Origin of the sequence: Pseudoalteromonas luteoviolacea NCIMB 1944, assembly GCF_001625565.1 — a bacterium.
In the GTDB taxonomy this organism is placed as follows: Bacteria; Pseudomonadota; Gammaproteobacteria; order Enterobacterales; family Alteromonadaceae; genus Pseudoalteromonas; species Pseudoalteromonas luteoviolacea_F.
On record NZ_AUXS01000016.1, the window covers coordinates 171,866 to 191,953 of the forward strand.

Consider the following 20,088-nt stretch of genomic DNA (forward strand, 5'->3'; position numbering starts at 1 on the left):
ATTTTAGGGGGATCAGTTGCTGTCCTCAATCGACTCACTGGGGTCCGTCAAAACGCCAGACCATTTCTGTTTAATTTGTTTTAAGGTGCCATTTTTTGAGATCCGCTGGCGGCCTAGATCAAATTGGCTCAATAATTTTTTTGCCATTGGGTTGGCATAATAAGCAGCAATAAACTCTTTGTTGCTGTCGAACATAGGTAATTTGGTGAATTCGGCTTCAAGGTTATGCCGTTGTAGTACAATGTCCCATATGCCTTCATACCCAGCAAAACCATGGACCCGATTACTCTTAAGCATTTCAAACCCTTGTATGATTTTGCCAACATCATACTTTTTTATACCAGTCGCCGCTTCCCATTGCGCGCCATAATTAAACCCGCGCATTTGTGCAATGGTTTTTCCATTCAAAGTATCCAATGAACTCCATACAAATGACTGTTCCTTTAAAACATAAACACGGTAATAGACGGTATTTACATACTCTTTAGAGTACTTATAAATTTTTAGGCGCTCTTCGCTAATGCTAACGGGAAAAATTAAATCAACTCGCCCACTCTCAAGGTACGTTAATGCCCTCGCCCAAGGTACAACCCAAAGTTCAACTGTATAGCCCATCTCGTGAAAGCTCTCGCGCACAACGTCCCACGCAAACCCTTGAAAATTGGGGCTATCTTCACCTGGTTCGACGCGCGCTACATGTGTGTCCCCCTGATCTAAAAAGCCAAATGGGGGATAATCTGGAAGGGTTATTACAGACACGGTTTTAGCAGCATGACAAGCATGTCCAAAAAACAAACCTATCAGGATACATGCTCGCAACAACAGGGCCATTTTGCCGCCTTTAAAAATCTCTCTCCTATTGAGCTTAGTTAAGTTCGAAACATCTGACAAAACAAATATGGCCGTATTACTGCAATTTCACCTTTTTTACCTAGCATATTTGGGGCCATGTTCTCAATTAAAAACAAGATATTATGTGCAGCTGCATATAGACTCTGTATTATGCTGACAAACACACTTCCTTATTTATTATTTGGAAGGCCCGAATAAAAATAAACCTCAACGGGAATCATATGAGTTTTACGCCAACTGGTTTAGCAATCGTCTTGTGCCTGAGTTTATGGTTAGGTAAAGCGTGCGCCGCAGAGCACCGCTTGCCATCGTATTTATCACTGCAACAACAAACCGTTCATTTAGAATTGGACCCTAATAAGGTTACACTTATAGGTTCTACAACGCTTGAGTTTAAGTTAGAAAAGCCCAGCCAAGTACTGGCTTATCACAGTAAAAATTTAAACATCAAAGAAGTACAGCTTATTTATCAAGGTAAACACTGGTCACTCCCTGTCACTTCCCCCAATCGATATGAAATTATTGAGCATGCATTACCTCTAATTGTGGAAAACTCAGCACAATTACATATTGTCTATAGCGCGCAGTATTCCCAACATGTTGAAGGGCTTTTTCAGGTTAAAGGTAACCAAGGCAACAATTATTTGATATCCCAATTCCAATCCATGGAAGCCCGCAGGGTATTCCCAACGCTTGATGAGCCAGACAAAAAGACACAATTTACTTTTCACATCACTGCACCCAAGACCTATTCAGTACTGCACAATACAAACGTAAAGTCGGTCAAATTCAGAGACAACCTAAAAGTTTCGGAGTTTTCAACCACACCTCGTATGAACACAGACATTCTTACATTGGCCGTTGGAAAGTTTGAAACCCACACCTTTTCTGACACCCGTTTCAATACCAAGGTATATAGCCCAGCTGACAATCAAATATCCTTACCTGATTACTTCAGCAGTACAATCGAAGGCTCTCTCTCCTTTATTGAACTCTATTTAGCAAAGCCCTTTCCATTTAAACGATTGGATTTTGTTATCGGTAACTTCGGTAGTGTCGCAGCAATGGAAAACTTAGGTTTAATATCTTTGAATGAAAATCAAATTCCACAGCCAAACGCATCAATCCATGAACATTGCCAATTTAAAAAATTGCTTGCCCACGAAGTAGCACATAGCTGGTTTGGCAATGACATAACTATGGCTTGGTACGATGATTACTGGCTCAATGAATCGTTCACCGAGTTTATCGCAGCGAAAGTGACCGAATCACTTTACCCTGATGACGCCGCTTGTACCTATATACCTCAAGCTAGAGCGTTTTATGATGACAACAGCCACGCTTTACCGCTGATATTTGATGTGAAAAACCGCGAAGACACATTGGCATATGGGCAATTGCATTACACTAAGGGCAGAGCAATCCTAGAAATGCTCGAACAGGCCACTGGTGAGTCTGCTTTTCAAAAACATATTCAGCAATATGTACATTCCTTTGCTGGCGGTAATGTCAGTACAACACAGTTTTCTGAATTGTTTAAAGTACGTCATTTACAACGCTTTATTGCCAGTTTTACCCAAAGTACAGGCTTCCCTCTTATTTCTGTGTCTAAAAACAAACAACATTTGGTGTTTGAGCAGCAAGATTTGTTAAACAGACAAAGTCAATTTTGGACAGTCCCACTGACCATCAAACTTTGGGATGGAAGTAACATGACTGAGCGCAAACTCACACTAGAAGGTAGTCAGGGAACTCTGCCTATCTCACCCCAAACGAAAGCAATATTCATCGACGCTGGTGGCGTCGGATATTTTCGCTATGTGGATAACACCGGTCTCGATGCATTCCCATTTTCAAAATTGAGCGCCTCTGAACTGGCGTCCTTTAGGGACAATCAACAAGCTCTTGCCATAACCGGATACATAAATTATATGGATTATATCCAAGGTATTGTGAAAGAGTTAAACCAACTCGATATTAGCTCCTCTGACGCGAATGAACTTATTGGTAAACTGCTTGATGCATTTTTGGAACACGCACAACTAGATAGCCAGGAAAATCTCGCCAACTACTTAAAAAAGCACATAAAACATAAACTCGATTGGTCAGATATTCTCGCCCAACCACATGGAGGGGATACTCTTAGACTATTCGGTCTATATTTAAACAGCCCCAAAGCCATTGCAGCTGCATTGCACCATTATAGAAAACCACACAGTCAATCACATGCATACTTTTCAGATATGGTATCCGTTTTGGCAAATAGTGCGACCAAGTCAGAGTATCAGCAGTTGATAAAACAGTTTAAGCAGGTAGCCAGCCCAGTCAAAGACGATATGCTCTCGGCACTTGGCTATGTGAGTAGTGAAGAGAACGTTGCACTCTATTATAACCTGTTACTCAGTGATGCCACGCAAGGTATGGTGATAGATTATCGTTTTCAGTACCCAATCTTTAACCCTGCGCTTAGGCTAGCCAGTGCAAAACAAATAAAAAAGCGTGAATCAGAAATTTTTAAACGGGTTGCTCAATCTGCTCTGCAATGGTTTCCGTATAACTTTTTATTGGCCTGCTCAAGCACTCAAAAGCACGCTGTTGAACAGTTATTTCTCGACTGGCAACACATCGAGGGGATCAAAGGGAAACTAGACATCGTGAAAGATAATATTGATCAATGTACGCAAAGATCGCAAAAGATCAGCAAAAGTATCTCTGCTGCAAGCTAAACCCTAAAAAGAGCTGGGACCAGCTCTTTTATTTACTTTATATCTCGCCAAAATACCTAGCCAAACTCACGTGCTTTTTTATAGGCAGTTCGGTCCTGAATGCGAGCAAGATATGATTGGATATTGGGCCTATTTTCCAACAGTCCTAAACTGCCCGCTATCTCTAAAGATATCGTCATCATGATATCTGCCGCGCTAAACATAGCGCCAGCGAAATAAGTGCGCTGCGCTAGAATTGAATCGATATAGCTCAAATCTAAATTAAGCTCTTTGGTAATATATCCATCTAAGGGCGCATCTCCAGAGCGAGTTTCCATTTGCATAAGTAAATGGGTGATCACAGGCAGCGCCAACGACCCTTCGGCAAAATGCATCCACTCCAAATAGGCATAATAATCACTGCTTTGTTTATCTGGGCGTAGATCGTTTTTACCTTGGTCAAGGATATACTCCAATATAGCGCCAGACTCGCAAATTATATGGCCGTTGTGCTCTATTATCGGTGCCTTATTCAGAGGGTGGATCTTGCCAAGACTAGTAGGTGCCAGTTTAGTGGTTTCATCACGCAGATGTTGTACCACATGATATGGCATAGCCAGCTCCTCTAATAACCAAATAACGCGCGTTGAACGGGATGCATTCAAATGGTGAACGGTTATCATTAATTAATTCCCTATCAATTTCGACATACACTAACCTAGCGTGCGATTTTACTCACTAGTAACTCACCAACAGCATGCGCACTGGCTGGGTTTTGCCCAGTGATCAGCCTGTCATCTTCGATTACGAAACTCTGCCAAGGTTGCACTTTGTTAAACTGGGCAGCCTTTCGCGTTAAAGATTCTTCAAGTAAAAAAGGAATGTCTTCAATAGTGCCAAAGTCCACTTCTTCTTCTCGGGTAAAAGACGTGACTTTTTTATCTGCTAGCAATAACTCACCAGAACTCAAAGTGATCGGTAAGAGCGCGGCAGGCCCATGACATACCGCAGCTATGATGCCGCCATTTTCATAATGCGTGGCAGCTAAAGAAGCCATCACCTTATCTTCGGCGAGATCGTTTAGTAAACCAAAACCACCGGGATAAAAAATAGCGTCATAGGATTCAATATCGAGTTTAGAGATGACCAACGTATTATTAACTTTATCCATGAAATCAGGATTTGAGAGTACGTCAGTGTTAACTTGGTCATCTTCGATATCAGTACCATACAGTGGCGCTTTGCCACCTGAGAGGGAAGCGATATCAAAGCCGATATTGTGAGCATTTAGAATAGCGACAACATGTGTCAACTCAGGTGCATAGGTGCCATTTGGCTGATCTGTGCTACCTAATGTTGGGTGATTTGTTACAGGGATCAAAACTTTTTTCATCTCAATTGACCTTTAGCTTTTGTTATCTCGATAAGTACTTTATATTTTTTCTGAATAAATGATAATTAGTTAAATTGGTTAAACACTTTTGCTAATTAGCAATAATAGTAGACACTCATGAATACGTGGTAAAAAGTGGAGTCCAAATGGATAGTTTTGAGGGTATCTTTGAATTTGTCGCAGTTGCAGAAAGCGGCGGGTTTTCCTCTGCGGCTAAAGTGCTCAATTGCAGTACAAGTCATATCAGTCGGCAAGTTGCTCGATTAGAGCAACGAGTTGGGTGTAGTTTATTTGCACGTACAACAAGGCAGATAAACCTCACAGAAAACGGGACATTTTACTATCAACAAAGCAAACAGTTGATCACAGGCTTACAGCAAGCAAACGAGCAATTAGCACAGCAACAATTTAACCTCAGTGGCACACTCAGAGTAAGCGCAGCAGGTGGATTTGCCGAAAACTATATTGCGCCAGCCCTTATGGAGTTTGCGAAACTGCACCCCGAGCTATCTATCGACATTGATTTTAATAGTCGCATGGTTAACTTTGTTGAAGATGGTATAGATTTCGCTATTCGCTATGGTGAACTCAATGACTCAAATCTGATCGCACGTAAACTGGTGAGCCGTTCAATGATGGCAGTGGCCAGCCCTGCCTATTTAAAAGAATATGGCACCCCTACTCACCCCTTGCAGTTAAAACAACACAACTGCGTAATCGCCAACAACGATAACTGGGTATTTCAGATTGACGGCACTAAACACACAATAAAAGTGAAGGGCAATTGGCGCAGCAATAATGCCAACGTGGTAGTGTCTGCCTGTGTAGCAGGGTTAGGCATTGCTTACATGCCTCAGCGCACATTTGATAGTGCGCTATCAGAGCACACCCTCACACCTGTACTGGCGCCTTTTTGGAGTTCTGGTGCCACCAGCTGGATAGTCTATCAGAACCGTCAATTTCAGCCCCTCAGAACGCGGCTTGCAATAGAATTCTTGCTCAAGTACTTTGAGCATTATTAAGTTAAAGAGTCTGATAATGCTTTAAAGTTATATACTTACGTTTTCGGATTATTGCCTAATTCAACACAAAATACGGTACACCTATGAGCAATTTAGTTAATTATGAATTCCCACCTCCTCGCTCTTGGGAGCAGTTTGAAGAACTCTGTGCAGATCTTTTTGAGTATATGTGGAATGCACCGAATTTAGTTCGACATGGCCGTGCGGGACAAGCTCAACAAGGGGTTGATATAGTCTCAGCACGCGGTGGGATCTACCCTGTTGGATTGCAATGCAAGAAAAAGTCTAAATGGCCTGTTAGCCGTTTAACTGAAAAAGAAGTAAAAAAAGAAATTGCGGCGGCAGAAACATTTGAACCCGCTTTAAAAGAATACTATATCCTCACGACTGCACCAGCGGACGCTAAAATCGAAAAATTTATACGCCAATACAATAAGCAAACCAAATCATTTAGTGTCATTGTCTTATTTTGGTCCGAAATCGTCCGAAAAGTGTCTATGTGCCCTGAAGTCGCGGCGAAACATTTTCCGCTCGCGTCTAATGGTACAGAGCACACACCTCTATTGGCCAGTTGGGGCACCAAAAATGGGCTGCTTAGATCAACCGGAAAAGAATGGATACTATCAGCAAATGAAGCCGTCGAAGATTTGAAAGATCACCCAAATGGCCGTATCGCTATAGCGCAAGATGAGTCAAAAAAATTAAAACAAAAGCTATCTAGGCTCCAGTATCAAACTGAAACTAACGCGGAAATACGCCAAAAAAAGCTCAAAATACGACGTAAATTACGTGTCATGGGCAATCGTGAAGCGGATATTCAATCTACTATCAAGTTTATATTTTCACATGATACGCTACGATTCTATTTATTTGAGCGCGATGAATCTGACTTGCAAGCGGCCGTGGTATTTAAAGCGCTTATTGAGTCGAGGTTGTTATCAAGTGAGATAAAGCAGACAGATCAAAAAATTAGGCTTAGGCCACCATCACCAGAGAAATTAGCAGGCCCATTTATTGAACACAGCGTCGCACAAAGTGATATTGCCATTAATATTCCTTACCCTGACTATGAAAAATTGATGGAAAAGGAAGTATCTTTTTACAAACACTACGGTAATCATATGTGCAAAGTGGTCAGCGAGCTTCCCAAAGAGATACGCTGGAAATATGCGCTCCCCGCTCTTATTAAAAGAATCGAACGCATTATGTCTGAAGATAAAAAATCAATCGACGAGCTAGAAATGGCAGGATACTTAGATCTACACGCTTGGACCTATCAGGAATAAATAGGCTTATTTATCGCCGTACCCAACCAATGCTGAGTAAAAGGCGCTCACCCTGCTCTACTTTGGAAACGGCGTGTACACACAGATCAGGACGAAAAAGTTTGATTCGTTCAGACTCAAAAATGGGCGAATGACATATAAACTCGCCTCCTTTTTGGGCTTTTTTCAGCACTATATTAAGCCGGTAGTGACGTCCTTTATTGACCTTATCTGTATGCTCTGGTACTTCACACCCTTGTGGGAACCTCAAAAGATAAACATCAAACTTAATAGGCCAATATGCCCCCATCAGGAGCATTTTATGATACCCGGACTTTTGTCGCCCTACTTGCCATTTAAATAACTGATTAAGCAATTTTTTCTCCTATAACACTGAGTCCAAAGTACAGGAAATAACAGAGAAATTTAAGTAAAAAAGAGAAAGGGAGTTAAATAAGAATGTCAGCTTCTAACCTTTTACGCATAGAAGCATATCATCATCGAATAAGTTACTTCTAGACGCTTTTACAATACATACATCATATAAAATAAGAATAGAGTTCCGATTGATTCCTATTCATTTCCTCAACAATTAAGAGATTTAGATTAAAATTTAGTGGATAAGGAAATTTAAGTACATGTATCATTAAAGGTGCCACACTAAATATACCGTTTTAAAAAGCAATACGGAGTGGCATATCACACCACTCCACATCCATTAAAACACTCTATTAGTTTGCCTTTCTAATTTCTTTTATAAGATTGTTTTTATGATAGCTAAAGTTAGTGTGGCTTAAGTTAGCACCATTTACAGCATAAACTTTGTTAAAAGGTGTTGACGCTGAGTTTGGATTAAATGGCGAGAATAAATCATTGCTATTCAAATCAAGTGCACTGGCTGTCGTAATGAACGTTGGCGCTTTGTTGCTTGCTAACAAATTATTGGTTACACGGCGAATATTTCCGTTCCCATCAAAAAACTGCTTTAACAAACCACCTGTCACAGAATATGAACCTGGTGCATCATCAAACAGGTGTGAGATATAATAGTGTCCAGCTTTATATTTACTGCGAATATCCATAGATTTCAATGTATAATAGGTATCACCATATACAGAGTAATTCACTTCAAACCTAGCCATCTGCGCATTGAGTGGTAAACTTGCTCGAGTACCTGTATAACTCCCATTTGAAAATGCAACATTATAAGTAGACGGGTACCCTTCGCTTCTTAAGTTTCTAAAATATTGATTGCTGTCTTTCCCTGTTATCAGCAGCTTAGCGGCTATTCCCTCTGTCAAACTACTATACATTCTGCGCGCATTGTCTCTTGCTCGTTTACATGAACTTGACCAAGAACAACCTCTGGCATCTTCAAGGCGCCCTTTAATTCGGCCAATTGTTTCGGTAATAGTATAAGGAATGTTTGCACCTTTATGGGGGGCATCTATTGAAATGTAATTAAAAAACTGATGATTAAAGCCTGTTGATTCAAACAGATTCAATGCTTGCTTAGCGAGCACTCCTCCATAGCTGTATCCCACCATTGTGCTTTGATAATTCCCTTGTTTTAGCTTAGTTTCAATAAAGTGGATTAATTGAGCATTCTCGACCATTAGGTCATCACTAATATTTGCATAGTCAAGAAAAACTATATCTCGCCCTTCATTGAGAAGAGGTTTAAACACATCTCTTAGCCTATAATCACTCCAGTATTTACTAAATTCATTTTCACTGGCGGTAATTCCATCTACCGTCGTATTTAGCCCTTTGACAAAATATACTGGCTTATCAAAAACGCCATCTTTCGATTTTACGATATGTGCCTTTATCTTACTAACATCATAACACCATGTACCACGCATTTCAGGACATACGTCGTTGGTACTATACGATAAATCAAGTCGGTCTGAGTTTTGTACTCTATATTTCTCATTTTCTGACACAGATATATTTGGAGCATACCACCTAGGGAACGGTTCACGGTCCCACCAAACCATACCCTGATTATAATCAATGGTGCTAAGTGGATAACCCTCTATTGTACTGGAGTATGCCGATTGAGATAGAAAAGATAATGCGATTAATGATAAAGCTTTTGTTTTATTCATACGTTGTCCTTACGAATTAAATTTATAAACTGAGCATAAAACACTCACCACAACGACGCGTAAAAAACCGGTAAATTTAAATTTATTTAAAATAAACATTAAAGAAATGTTTATTGATGCAAAAATCAAAACTTACAAAAAAAGGAAAATAAAAATCCTAACTAAGTATATAGAAACATATTGATTTCACCTTAACCCCCTTAAGATTCATAAAAAAGCACTTTACAACCATCCACGAACAACCCTGCCATATAGATAAAAACTAAAGACAATTATAAAAATCACAATAGAAAAAATCCGACATCAACACTGAGTATATGATTAAAAAAACAGAAGCAACACTCACAAAAACAACTTAAGAAATAAAAAATTCCACACTATTTATGTATAAAATTAAAATAATAAAATCATTCCATAAATAAAAAGATCAATCTTAATATTCTCTTCAGTTATGACCATTGACACCGTCATATCAAATGCTGAAGCATATCTTTGCCGGCGCCCATTGAATATATGAAAGGTGAACTAGATATATTAGCGATAAAAATTGGGCAATGAGGTTTGGTTTGTAATGTAGAGGCCATAGCAATTTAGGATACAAAGCCGATGTTGAGTTTGTCAGAGACTATATTATTGATGTACAAAATTTTATTCGCCAAGGGTTGCAAAACGCAGACTTTGCAAAACACTTTAAAGGGGAGTCACCTTTTAGCTGGTATGCCGGATACACTAATGAAATCATTGACTTTGCATATCAGCAGATGGCCAAAAAATACCGTGAAGGCAGAGAGGAAGAGTTTGATATAGTCGCACACTCTCATGTTAGAGTCATGTTCTGGGCGATGTTCGCAAGAGCATTGTGATCACCTAAAGCATGGCGTTAGCTTCAGTGAATACAAGCCGCTCTCCCCTTTCGGTTATATGGTCAGTTAAATCACACTAAGCCAATAATGTTCTTGTCACTAGGTCACTTCATAGAGCTCTAGTGGCAATCCATCCGGATCTTGGAAAAAAGTAAACTTATTACCGGTATATTCATCCACCCTAACAGGCTCAGTAGACACCCCCTGTTCATTCAGAGCTAAAATTGTGGCTTCAATATCGACTACTTTAAATGCGAGATGGCGAAGCCCAGCAGCTTCAGGCCTACTTGGTCGCTCAGGCGGTTCAGGGAAAGAAAACAGCTCAATTTGACTGCCATCTTCCAGTACTAAGTCAAGTTTATACGAATCCCTTTCCTGTCGATAGTTTTCAGCAACTATAGTAAAACCAAGTACTTCGGTGTAAAACGCTTTGGATTTTTTATAATCTGAGCATATAACCGCCACGTGATGAAAGCCCTTTAACATATTATCTACCACCTCATGAAAGTTTATAGTTAGTGTTACGCTATCATGGATATGATAGCAAAAAATAGACCTCGCTGAAGTAACAGCTGGTTCCTTGTTTATTATAAATCTTTTAATACACATAAAAACAAAAAATGACACAAAAAAAGAAGAAAAACACCTTAACAACATAAACTTAAAAACCTTAAAACCGAAAAAAACAAAGGAAGACCGAGCTATATACTTAACAATAAAAATATGAAAGGATGGATAAAGAGAGTAAAAAAACAATTATAAAAGGACATTAAATGAATAAAAATATAATAAAGGCAGGTGTTTTATCAGCACTCAGCATGGTTACTACAAGTGCTTACACTCACAACCAAAAAACACCAGAACAAGCGTTAAATCTGCAAACAAACCAATCAAACTATTTACTTTACTTTGATAGCCCAGAGCAAAAGGCCCATTATTCAGGGCTATACCATGAACAAATAATTGATGCATCCCACAATGCATTTAAACTATCATTAAGCAAGGCGGAATATAGAACTATACTTCAGACTGGAGTCATTATTGTCGAGCAAAATGTGGCAGAGTCTTTCGCCGCTCCTGCTCTTCCAAAAACAAAAAAAAGTATGTCCATAACGCCTTCATCAGGCGCTGAAGAATTGACTTCAATTCCTAATTTTCCCTGTTACCCAACCGTAGAAGAAACACATAAACGAGCCCAACAGCTCGCCGAAAAATACCCAGATTTTGTTGAGCTAAAAACCATAGGCCCATCTTGGGAAAAAAGCCAAGGCATAGGCGGCTACGACTTAAACGTCTTGGTGTTGAAAAACAAAAAACGCAATAAAAATAAACAACTTCCGGCTCTGTTTATGCAAAGTGTACTGCATGCCAGAGAATATACCCCCGGAGCAACTACTCTGCGCCTCGCAGAGCACCTGTTAGAAAACAGAAAAACAGACGCTGATATTCACTGGATTTTAAACCAAAGAGAGATCCATATTCTTCTGATTGCCAACCCTGATGGACGTAAATATGCCGAGCAAGGGCTGTTTTGGCGTAAGAACACCAACGCGAGCTATTGTGCGCAAAGCGAGCAAAACCGAGGTGTTGATCTAAATCGAAATTTTGACTTTGCTTGGGCAACCACTTCAGGTTCAACTGATGAACAATGTGCAAGCAAATTCCATGGCCCCTCCCCCGCTTCTGAACCAGAAACACAAGCTATTCAAGCTTATGTCAAAGCATTGTTTGGTGACAACCGAGGTGATGCGCTCAACGATGCTGCGCCATTAGATACACCGGGCGTATTTATTGATATTCACAGCTACAGTCGTTTTGTTATGTGGCCTTGGTCACACGAAACAACGCCACCACCAAATGCAGCTGGTTTATCTATGCTAGGTCATAGAATGGCTGCCTATAACGATTATCTCGCGCTGCAAGTAAGTGAGCAATTTAATGGCGGTGGCTCCGCTGAAGGCTACGCGTATGGAGAGCTAGGTGTAGCAGCTTATACGTTTGAACTCGGATCGACCTTCTTCGAGAACTGCTCAAATTTCGAAGGCGAAATTTTACCTAATAATCTTCAAGCACTCATTTATGCTGCGAAAGTAGCGAAAAAGCCCTATAAGCTCTCCGGTGGCCCAAAAATTGTGGATTTTAGGTTAGAAGGCGCTGGGGAAACAGCTGTACCTGCGGGGACTTCGATAAACCTTATTGCCGACGTACATGATGATGCATTTGGTCCATCCTTGTCTGGTGTTGCACCACCGAGTCAGGCTATCAAAAAAGTTAGAATGACAGTCAGAAAACAAGGAGAGGGCCGGATCCAACGCCTCATACTCCCACCCGTTGATGGCATATATGATTCCCCACGAGAAAAAATTAACTATGCCCTAGACACAAGCGATTGGGATGATGGCCGCTACACAGTCATTATTAAAGCGCAAGATACTACGGGACAATGGGGCGTGAAATATGCCAAGTACTTAACCATTGATGATGATGCAAGTGAGCAAAACCAAGCGCCCATCGCAAACTTCACACCTAATTGCACATTTGGTGCATGTAAATTTGACGCCTCCAACAGCATAGATGACAAAGCAGGCTTAAAGTACCGCTGGTACATAAGCAATGATGCAACTCAGTTTGAGTACTTTGGTAAGCAAATAGAGTTCGTTAATCAACGAGCGGGAACCTACACAATCGCATTGGAGATTGAAGATGCCAACGGAGTGCGCGCAAATAAGGAGGTAGTAATGGAGTTACAAGGCACAGTCCCACCTATTGCCAAGTTAACCTATCAGTGTAATGGCCTGACCTGCGAATTTGACTCTTCAGGTTCAACTGATGCTGATGGCCAAATAGTTAGGCGTTTGTGGCGTATTGGCTCGGATGATGGATTTGCAGATGGTGACGTAAAGGTCACACGAACCTTCCCTGCCCCTGGTGAATATATCGTTAGTGTTGTTGTACTAGATAACCATGATGAGTATAGCCAGGTTATTGAAACCATTACGGTTAAATAAAGTAAACCTAGGCAGCATATTAGCCTGTGCTGCCTAACTTTATTATTAGCACTTAACCCGAATTATTAAAATTAAAAAACACATTATCCACCCACAACAAAAGCCAACTTAAATTATTAAAATAAAATACAATTTAAAAATCACTCAAACAACAAGACCCCCACCAAACCAAGAACTCAATTAAATTCAAAAAAAACTAAATAAATAATAATCACCTTACCCTATCGTAAAAAAAAGAATATATTAATAAAATTATAATTCATTATCTTTAGATGCTTTTACTTACCTTTACCGATGCGTATATCCAATTTACTGCTATGCTTATTTTTTTAGCAGTTTAAAGAGAGACGGCGTTGATGTTGTTACGTTGTACAATTTTGGTATTCCTGTTTTTTAGCACAGCCGCCTTGGCAGTACCTTTCGACGAAGATGAATTTGAGCAGCTCAGGGCTGAAATACGCAATGCATCTTCGCAATCGCCTTTTCAAGCGATCATTACTACTGAAGAACTTCTGATCAGGCACCGTGGAAAACTCACCACTCGACAACAAATACGTTTGCTGTACGGTAAGGCTTGGTTTCAGATTCAAACTGACGATATTCACGGCGCTATCTCAACTCTGTCGCAGTGTAAAAAAATGAGCATTGAAGTTTCCGACCCTACGATCCTATTTAGCTACCACAGCCTAACTGCCGGTGCGTTAACTCGTATGGGGTTATATGAGAGAGCACTGGAAAGTTATCTTGAAAGCTATAAATTAGCCGCCTTGATGGATACTGAGTTGTTCTTGCGTCAAACCGAGAACAATATCGGCAATGTTTATCTTAAACTCGGTCGATTTGAAGATGCCAAAACCTACTTTCAGCGTTTTTATCAAGATGCAAAAGCAAGAGAGCTCCCCCAACAAATGGGCGTCGGATTAAATAATCTAGGCGAAGCTTATTTTGGTTTGGAGCAATACCAAAAAGCCTTAGAGCTGCATTTGGAAAGTTTAAATCTCAGAGAACAACATAACCTGACTTACCATAGTTCTTGGTCTCACCATAATTTAGGTAGAACCTACCTTGCGCTTGAAGAGCTCGAATTGGCAAAGCAACATTTAGCAGCAGCAACTAGCATTCGCCAACAAAGTAACGCGATTGCCGACAGTATCGGACCGCAAATTGACGCAATTAAAATCAACATAATGCAAAAGTCATATAGTGGGGTTGAGTCTCAGCTTAGGAAAATAATTGAGTTGAGCAACGAGCACTCTCGACTTCAAGAGGAAACTCAAGCATATCAATTGTTAGTAGAGTATTTTAAACAGATCCAAGATTGGAAAAATGCTCTTGAAACTTCAAAACACTTGATGCAAAGCAAGTTTGACTATTTACAGGGACAAGCCGAAATAGGCGTTGCCTTTTATTCAGCGCAAATGAATCTAGCAATTAAAGAGCGAGATATTGCCAAGCTAACACAAGAAAACGTTTTGCATCGAGTAAATACACAAGCAGCGAGAGAGCAACTCACCGTTGTTTTGATAGCCGCAGCCATCATTACGCTACTCACCGTATTTTTTGTTCGCAGGATCAAGTCAAAGAATCAAACTCTCACCGAAACGCTAGAAAACCTCCAAGCTACACAAAAACAATTGTTAGAGTCCGAAAAGATGTCAGCCATGACAACGTTAGTTTCAGGCATGGCTCATCAACTAAATACTCCGTTGGGCTTAGTCGTCACCTCTGCATCATGCCTTGAAGACAAACTCAAAGAAATACGCGAGTTACTCACGGTTAAAAAGCTCAGTGCTAGTCAGCTAACCGTGTTTTTAGAAGAAGCGTCAGAGATGCTTGCAATGACGGCAAACAACTCCACCCGCGCAGCCGATTTGATTGCGCGATTTAAAATGATAGCTGCCAATCTAGACTCCAGTGAAGCCGTTGATTTTGAAGTTTTTGCATACCTTACAGAACGATGTGAATTACTTGCCCAAAGCTTTGAACAGGACATCAATCTATCCGTAATTGGCAATCCGGTACATGCCCATTCTCACCCTGAAATTGTACTAAAAGTTGTAGCTCAATTGGTTAACAACTCCTGCGCACATGGTTTTACAGGTCAATCACCTGGGGAAATTAGCATAGATGTTGAGGAAGTGGATGAACACGTGGTAATAATCTACCAAGACAATGGCATAGGGATCAACGAAGAAGATCAGCTGCATATGTTTGACCCTTTTTACACCAGTCAATTGGGCCAAGGGAAACTAGGGCTAGGCTTAAATATTGCATACAACTCAGTCGTTCAAATATTAAAAGGTGAGATAAGCTATGAACATCAATCAAGTGGTGCGAAGTTTATAGTGCGCTTCCCTAAAAAATTGCTATGACTGTAGTGTTGGAGGCAGGTCTCTTAAACCAACCTCCATTACCTCATATCAAATTGGTACGCTAGCACTGCCAGAATCGACTGAGCCTCACTCTGCATGGATGTAGAGGCTGCGCACTAATGCAGGCTGAGGCGCTAGCATACTACAACTGCAACAGTGACTTTAAACGCGCTTGCCGATTTTTATAAACATCCAACCCACTGTCTCCTTCGTTTGCAAGCTGCAAAGCAATGTTGACTTGCTCTAGCGCATTGGAAAATTGCTTTGCTTGTTCATAGCCATATGCCAAACCATTATATGCTTCAGCATTTTTCGGGTATAAAGCGATGTTGTACTTAAATATTTCAATCGCAGTTTTAAACGCCTGCTTATCAACTAAACCATAGGCCAGTTCACGTAGTACCCACTCTTGAGGCTGTATCTGCTCACCGCGTTGAAAAGCGACATTTTGATAATACTCTTTGATACTGCTTACACCATTTTCTAGTGCTTCGTTTGGCATGACTAACGGTAAAAAGAGTGTATGGTACGCATTGAATACGCCAGCAGCAGAGGTCATAGCATGTGGAACGTCATTAAAGGTATTCAATACGAGCTGTAAATCTGAAGGTTTGTTCTTTTGTACATGGGTAGATAAATCGTCATAAACTCTGCGCATGGATAGATGCTCAGAGCCAATATTCATGTATAGATAATTTTTGTACGATGATACTGATGACACAAACTGCTTCACTTTTTTCTTGGTTGTCTCATCTGCCCACCATACAGCTGGACTATAAGCTATATGCCCTTGAAAAAGATGAGGTCTAGAGTGAAAGCTATGCAAAACGAGCAAGCCACCAATTGAAGCCCCTGAAAACACCTTGAAGTCATGGACACGATAAGACTGATTGACGTAAGGGATGAGTTCTTTTTCAATAAAGTCTAAAAACTTGTCTCCACCGCCACCCGCGCCAACCGGCCCCCTCGGATCGTAATTAACTGTAGGCGTTAAATCCCTTGTTCTATCGGTATTTTCAATTGCGACTATGATCACCTCTGGTGCAGATCCAGATTGGTGTAACTTGTTCAACATTGCAGATTCAATTGCTATGCTCTCTTTGCCATCAAGGCGATAAATCACCGGATATTTTTGAGCAGTGTTATTAAAGTATGAGTTAGGTAGTTGAATCGTCACAGTCCGTTGCTCATTGAGCAGCTTGGAGTTAATCGTTTTGCTTTGTTGATGTTGCTCATGAGCGAACGCAGAACCAAAACCAAATAACAAAGTTAATAATATCCCTAGCATGTACCTATGAAGCATGTGTATTCCTTAATTGTTTTTATCATTGTTATAATACTTAGAGCATGTCCTATTCTCATATTAACTGAGTTGAACAGTGCTGAGAATAGAGTTTTATTCACTTCAAAACTTCAGGGATTTTACTACTTAATTAAATTAGCGAAAAGACCACAAAAACCGATTTAATTCCTTTTTAATAAGCACTCTTCCCACTCTCCCAACATTTTACAATTAAGTGCGACCTAAAGTTGGCGCTGCGCAATGCTAAATTAATAGAAAACCCTAGTGGCGGCCAACTCATTCTTTGCTAAAGGGCTTTCACTTGTCTTATTTACGTCGCCCAACAGTAAAAACAACTTCCTGAGTCATATTTCATTGCCACCTGATTTATACAAACATGCCACCAGTATTACATGACAACAATTCCAATTCTTATAAAGACATCAGCAAGATACTATAAACATCATGGGGTTCTGACATCACTCGGAAATGCCTATAACACAGTTCTAAAAATGCTCAAATGGAATATCTTACAGCTTTCAAGTTGTTACCAGTTCAACAACAATATAACCACTCTTGTCAATTTAGAAACTTTTGACTTTTATAATAACAAATGCAGCAAATGAGTACGGCCATCAAATATGCGTTTTTCGTGTCGTTAACTCATTGCACTAAGCAAACATAAAGAAAGAGTTATCAATATGAAAGAAAGAGCACTATATTTTATCGGTGGCGCGGTCGTTGGATGTATCTGCTTATCCATGCTGCAACCCTCGCCCATACAAAACGAATCGCCTAGCGCTATAGCTTATGATCCAAGCCTAGATTTAAAAATTGTTGAGCTAAAAAAAGAAAACCAGATCTTGAATGCAAAAATTCAAGCGCTTGAAAGTGCTCCGCCAACTGCTATTGGCACTCAAAATGATAATCAGGTCGCTTCCCAGTCGTTAGATTATACTGATGAAACTCCTCAAATATCTGAACCAACAGTACCGTCGCAAAAAATACAAGATGAAGCCGTCATCAGTGCGATAGCCAATCAAACTGTTTTACCAACATCAAGGCATATCGCAACACAGCTCAACTTAGACGATGCTTCGCGAGACGCACTTCAGCAACTACTACAACAAAAAGCAACGCAAGATTACCTTGCTTGGAACGCGAGTGCTGCTGAGCCTCTCCAAGCCCAAGAGCAGATAGCGGCTAAGCTTGATAACAATACCCAAGAGTACATTCACGCCCTACATAGTATCTTAACGTCAGAGCAGATTGAAAATTATACCCGCATAGAACAGCAACAAGCTGAGATTCAGCTCGAACAAAAGCAACTTTCACTACGCCAAGCTTTGGTGGGCATCGACCTAGATGATTTTCAACAGCAAGAGGTAGCGCGGCTGTCTAAAGCGCTTTATTCAAAGAACAAAGTGGAACTTGGGAGTATGGGTAGTCCCTATGGTATGGACAATATACAGGTTAACAATGACGTACTCTCAGAAATTAAGTCTTTGTTTACTGAAGCACAGCTAAAAAAGCTCAACATGTAACACCTATATTGCAGCTTGTGCTCAATTTTAATTAACACACTGAATCACAACAGGTTCAGGCTCCGTGCTGTGTTGCTTTGTTTAGTACACAAAACGGGTCTAACAATAAATCAGAAACTATTTCTGATAACAATAAAAAAACTTAAGGAAAAAACATGAAATCAATCTTAGCATTAGCTGTTGCAGCTATCGCGTTTACAAGTGCGTCAGCCAACGCGCGTCCAAACTGTCCTGGTGGTCAAGGTTATTGGGAAGAAGTTGTACGCAATGTTCGCGTTTGTGACACATCACAAGAAACCTACACTGTGACATTTAAAGATTGCCGATACCACGGGATTTTGAATCTGGGCCACTTGTGGCATCAGCCTACTTCTTACTTACCACGCACCAAAGTAATATGGGACACAAAGCATGCGCAATCAAGCTGTCCATCTACTGAGTTCAGAAGTGAATCAACAACTTACTGGTATAAAAATAGCTCAGGCTATCAATCAATCGCCACAGCTCAGTACACTGGTTGGGTAAATAAAATCTCAGAAAACACGCGTACAGAAGAACGTACTCGTACAGTTGAAACTAACTGCCGTACAGAGCAACGTGTAACACGCGTATTCCGTTGTGGTTATGAGCCATAACCTATTTGGTTAGGCTATAACCTAATACAGGGGCTTGTATTTCGGCCCCTATTACAAATCAGCTACACAAGAGATTTTAATTCAGCTTGAAGGTGTGCTAAAAACACTTTGACCTTTTCCAAAGGATACTTACGACCAGAATAAAACGCGTTCAAAACGAGATCTTCAGGTTCACGGTCTAACGCTATCTCTACCAGCTCGCCTCGTGCTATCTCACTTTGACAGGCATGGTAAGGCAAAATTGAGAAACCAAGTCCTTTTAGCGCAGCCGCTTTTGCCATATTTCCACTATTTACCTTGTAGCTCGATTTCACTTTTAATAGATAATCCTGTTTGAAGCGCCAAGGCGCCCCCTGTAAAACCGATAACGTTGTGATACAAGGTAAAGCAGCCAGTTCATCCAACGTGTTTGGTTTGCAGTGCCTGTTGAGCAAGCTTGGAGCGGCCACAATGCAGCTGCGCCAACACACCAACTCCCTAGCCACCCACCCTGAGTCCTCTAAAGCACCGCGGCTAAAGCTCAAGACAAGATCAAAGCCATCTAACAGGCCTTCTTTAGGTGCCAACTGGGTGTCGCAACTTAGCTGAATCAAGGGATATTGAACGCTAAAATTGGCAAGAACTTCAGCCATAAATGGCAAATCTGGCGTCATTATTTTTAAGTGACCAGATAAATTACTTCCCTGCTGAGACACGGCTTCCAATGACGCCTGCAAAGACTCTAGTAGCGGGCTTACTGACCGATATAGCTTATGACCTGCATCGGTAGCGGTCATTTTTCGTGTCGTTCGCTCAAACAAACGTACATTGAGTTGCAGCTCCAACAGCGCCACATGCCTGCTCACATTGGATGTCGGTAGCGCTAACTGCTCTGACGCCAGCTTGAAACTCGACTGTAAAAATACCGCTTCAAAGCTTAGTAACCATTTTAGTTCGACTCTATCCAGCACAATTAACTCATTTTATGGGATTATAAAAACAATATACCCTAATTTATCCCACCGATTTGTTTTGTCAAAATCCAAAGAGATTCTTT

16 protein-coding genes are annotated in these 20,088 nt (G+C 40.6%); 8 read left to right on the forward strand and 8 right to left on the reverse strand.

All coding sequences use genetic code 11. The features are described 5' to 3' along the window. Positions 1–12 precede the first annotated feature (12 nt). Entirely contained in the window at positions 13–831 is an 819-nt protein-coding gene (locus N483_RS05685) for a substrate-binding periplasmic protein (protein WP_023402021.1), read from the reverse strand. 242 nt (positions 832–1,073) lie between these two features. On the opposite strand from N483_RS05685, the gene N483_RS05690 reads away from it, so the two are divergent. Then, positions 1,074–3,578 carry a M1 family aminopeptidase gene (locus N483_RS05690; protein ID WP_023402020.1) on the forward strand — a complete coding sequence of 835 codons (2,505 nt, stop codon included), beginning with the start codon at positions 1,074–1,076 and terminating at the stop codon, positions 3,576–3,578. Positions 3,579–3,634: 56 nt separating this feature from the next. Here the strand turns inward: N483_RS05690 and N483_RS05695 are convergent, their stop codons facing one another. Further along, positions 3,635–4,240, reverse strand: a complete 606-nt coding sequence (locus tag N483_RS05695; protein ID WP_036977335.1) for a glutathione S-transferase family protein — start codon at positions 4,238–4,240, stop codon at positions 3,635–3,637. 35 nt (positions 4,241–4,275) lie between these two features. Then, entirely contained in the window at positions 4,276–4,950 is a 675-nt protein-coding gene (locus N483_RS05700) for a type 1 glutamine amidotransferase domain-containing protein (protein ID WP_023402018.1), read from the reverse strand. 146 nt (positions 4,951–5,096) lie between these two features. On the opposite strand from N483_RS05700, the gene N483_RS05705 reads away from it, so the two are divergent. Both N483_RS05705 and N483_RS05710 read left to right on the forward strand, forming a co-directional pair. Beyond that, positions 5,097–5,972: a LysR family transcriptional regulator gene (locus N483_RS05705; RefSeq protein WP_023402017.1), complete on the forward strand. Its 876-nt coding sequence runs from the start codon at positions 5,097–5,099 to the stop codon at positions 5,970–5,972. An 83-nt stretch (positions 5,973–6,055) separates the two neighbouring features. Next, positions 6,056–7,258, forward strand: a complete 1,203-nt coding sequence (locus tag N483_RS05710) for a restriction endonuclease (protein WP_023402016.1) — start codon at positions 6,056–6,058, stop codon at positions 7,256–7,258. Between the two features lie 10 nt (positions 7,259–7,268). Here the strand turns inward: N483_RS05710 and N483_RS05715 are convergent, their stop codons facing one another. Both N483_RS05715 and N483_RS05720 read right to left on the reverse strand, forming a co-directional pair. Further along, the gene (locus N483_RS05715; RefSeq protein WP_231105427.1) at positions 7,269–7,556 is read right to left on the reverse strand and encodes a 2OG-Fe(II) oxygenase; all 288 of its coding nucleotides are present in this window, start codon (positions 7,554–7,556) and stop codon (positions 7,269–7,271) included. A 412-nt stretch (positions 7,557–7,968) separates the two neighbouring features. Next, positions 7,969–9,348, reverse strand: coding sequence for a hypothetical protein (locus N483_RS05720; RefSeq protein ID WP_023402014.1), 1,380 nt, complete (start codon positions 9,346–9,348; stop codon positions 7,969–7,971). 662 nt (positions 9,349–10,010) lie between these two features. Here N483_RS05720 and N483_RS05725 point away from each other — a divergent pair. After that, a complete protein-coding gene (locus N483_RS05725; protein WP_036977333.1) occupies positions 10,011–10,211 on the forward strand; it encodes a hypothetical protein in 201 nt (66 codons plus the stop codon). A 99-nt stretch (positions 10,212–10,310) separates the two neighbouring features. Here the strand turns inward: N483_RS05725 and N483_RS05730 are convergent, their stop codons facing one another. Next, entirely contained in the window at positions 10,311–10,697 is a 387-nt protein-coding gene (locus tag N483_RS05730) for a VOC family protein (protein ID WP_023402012.1), read from the reverse strand. A gap of 287 nt (positions 10,698–10,984) precedes the next feature. On the opposite strand from N483_RS05730, the gene N483_RS05735 reads away from it, so the two are divergent. Next, positions 10,985–13,219 (forward strand): M14 family zinc carboxypeptidase, encoded by a 2,235-nt coding sequence (locus tag N483_RS05735; RefSeq protein WP_023402011.1) that lies wholly within the window; start codon positions 10,985–10,987, stop codon positions 13,217–13,219. A 407-nt stretch (positions 13,220–13,626) separates the two neighbouring features. Next, positions 13,627–15,591, forward strand: coding sequence for a tetratricopeptide repeat-containing sensor histidine kinase (locus N483_RS05740; protein WP_172642434.1), 1,965 nt, complete (start codon positions 13,627–13,629; stop codon positions 15,589–15,591). Positions 15,592–15,733: 142 nt separating this feature from the next. Here N483_RS05740 and N483_RS05745 read toward each other — a convergent pair whose 3' ends face one another. Continuing rightward, positions 15,734–16,894 (reverse strand): alpha/beta hydrolase-fold protein, encoded by a 1,161-nt coding sequence (locus N483_RS05745; RefSeq protein ID WP_023402009.1) that lies wholly within the window; start codon positions 16,892–16,894, stop codon positions 15,734–15,736. Between the two features lie 680 nt (positions 16,895–17,574). Between N483_RS05745 and N483_RS05750 the strand changes: the two genes are divergently transcribed. Together N483_RS05750 and N483_RS05755 are read left to right on the forward strand one after the other, a co-directional pair. Next, positions 17,575–18,417, forward strand: coding sequence for a hypothetical protein (locus N483_RS05750; RefSeq protein WP_023402008.1), 843 nt, complete (start codon positions 17,575–17,577; stop codon positions 18,415–18,417). 155 nt (positions 18,418–18,572) lie between these two features. Beyond that, complete coding sequence (locus N483_RS05755; protein ID WP_023402007.1) at positions 18,573–19,052, forward strand: hypothetical protein; 480 nt, start codon at positions 18,573–18,575, stop codon at positions 19,050–19,052. A gap of 62 nt (positions 19,053–19,114) precedes the next feature. Here N483_RS05755 and N483_RS05760 read toward each other — a convergent pair whose 3' ends face one another. Next, positions 19,115–20,002 carry a LysR family transcriptional regulator gene (locus N483_RS05760; RefSeq protein ID WP_023402006.1) on the reverse strand — a complete coding sequence of 296 codons (888 nt, stop codon included), beginning with the start codon at positions 20,000–20,002 and terminating at the stop codon, positions 19,115–19,117. Positions 20,003–20,088: the final 86 nt, after the last annotated feature.

Coding starts and splice junctions, on each gene's coding strand:
- N483_RS05730 (WP_023402012.1), bottom strand. CDS start 10,697: ATGTTAAAGGGCTTTCATCACGTGGCGGTTATATGCTCAGATTATAAA.
- N483_RS05710 (WP_023402016.1), top strand. CDS start 6,056: ATGAGCAATTTAGTTAATTATGAATTCCCACCTCCTCGCTCTTGGGAG.
- N483_RS05715 (WP_231105427.1), bottom strand. CDS start 7,556: ATGCTCCTGATGGGGGCATATTGGCCTATTAAGTTTGATGTTTATCTT.
- N483_RS05755 (WP_023402007.1), top strand. CDS start 18,573: ATGAAATCAATCTTAGCATTAGCTGTTGCAGCTATCGCGTTTACAAGT.
- N483_RS05705 (WP_023402017.1), top strand. CDS start 5,097: ATGGATAGTTTTGAGGGTATCTTTGAATTTGTCGCAGTTGCAGAAAGC.
- N483_RS05690 (WP_023402020.1), top strand. CDS start 1,074: ATGAGTTTTACGCCAACTGGTTTAGCAATCGTCTTGTGCCTGAGTTTA.
- N483_RS05685 (WP_023402021.1), bottom strand. CDS start 831: ATGGCCCTGTTGTTGCGAGCATGTATCCTGATAGGTTTGTTTTTTGGA.
- N483_RS05700 (WP_023402018.1), bottom strand. CDS start 4,950: ATGAAAAAAGTTTTGATCCCTGTAACAAATCACCCAACATTAGGTAGC.
- N483_RS05720 (WP_023402014.1), bottom strand. CDS start 9,348: ATGAATAAAACAAAAGCTTTATCATTAATCGCATTATCTTTTCTATCT.
- N483_RS05735 (WP_023402011.1), top strand. CDS start 10,985: ATGAATAAAAATATAATAAAGGCAGGTGTTTTATCAGCACTCAGCATG.
- N483_RS05745 (WP_023402009.1), bottom strand. CDS start 16,894: ATGCTTCATAGGTACATGCTAGGGATATTATTAACTTTGTTATTTGGT.
- N483_RS05750 (WP_023402008.1), top strand. CDS start 17,575: ATGAAAGAAAGAGCACTATATTTTATCGGTGGCGCGGTCGTTGGATGT.
- N483_RS05695 (WP_036977335.1), bottom strand. CDS start 4,240: ATGATAACCGTTCACCATTTGAATGCATCCCGTTCAACGCGCGTTATT.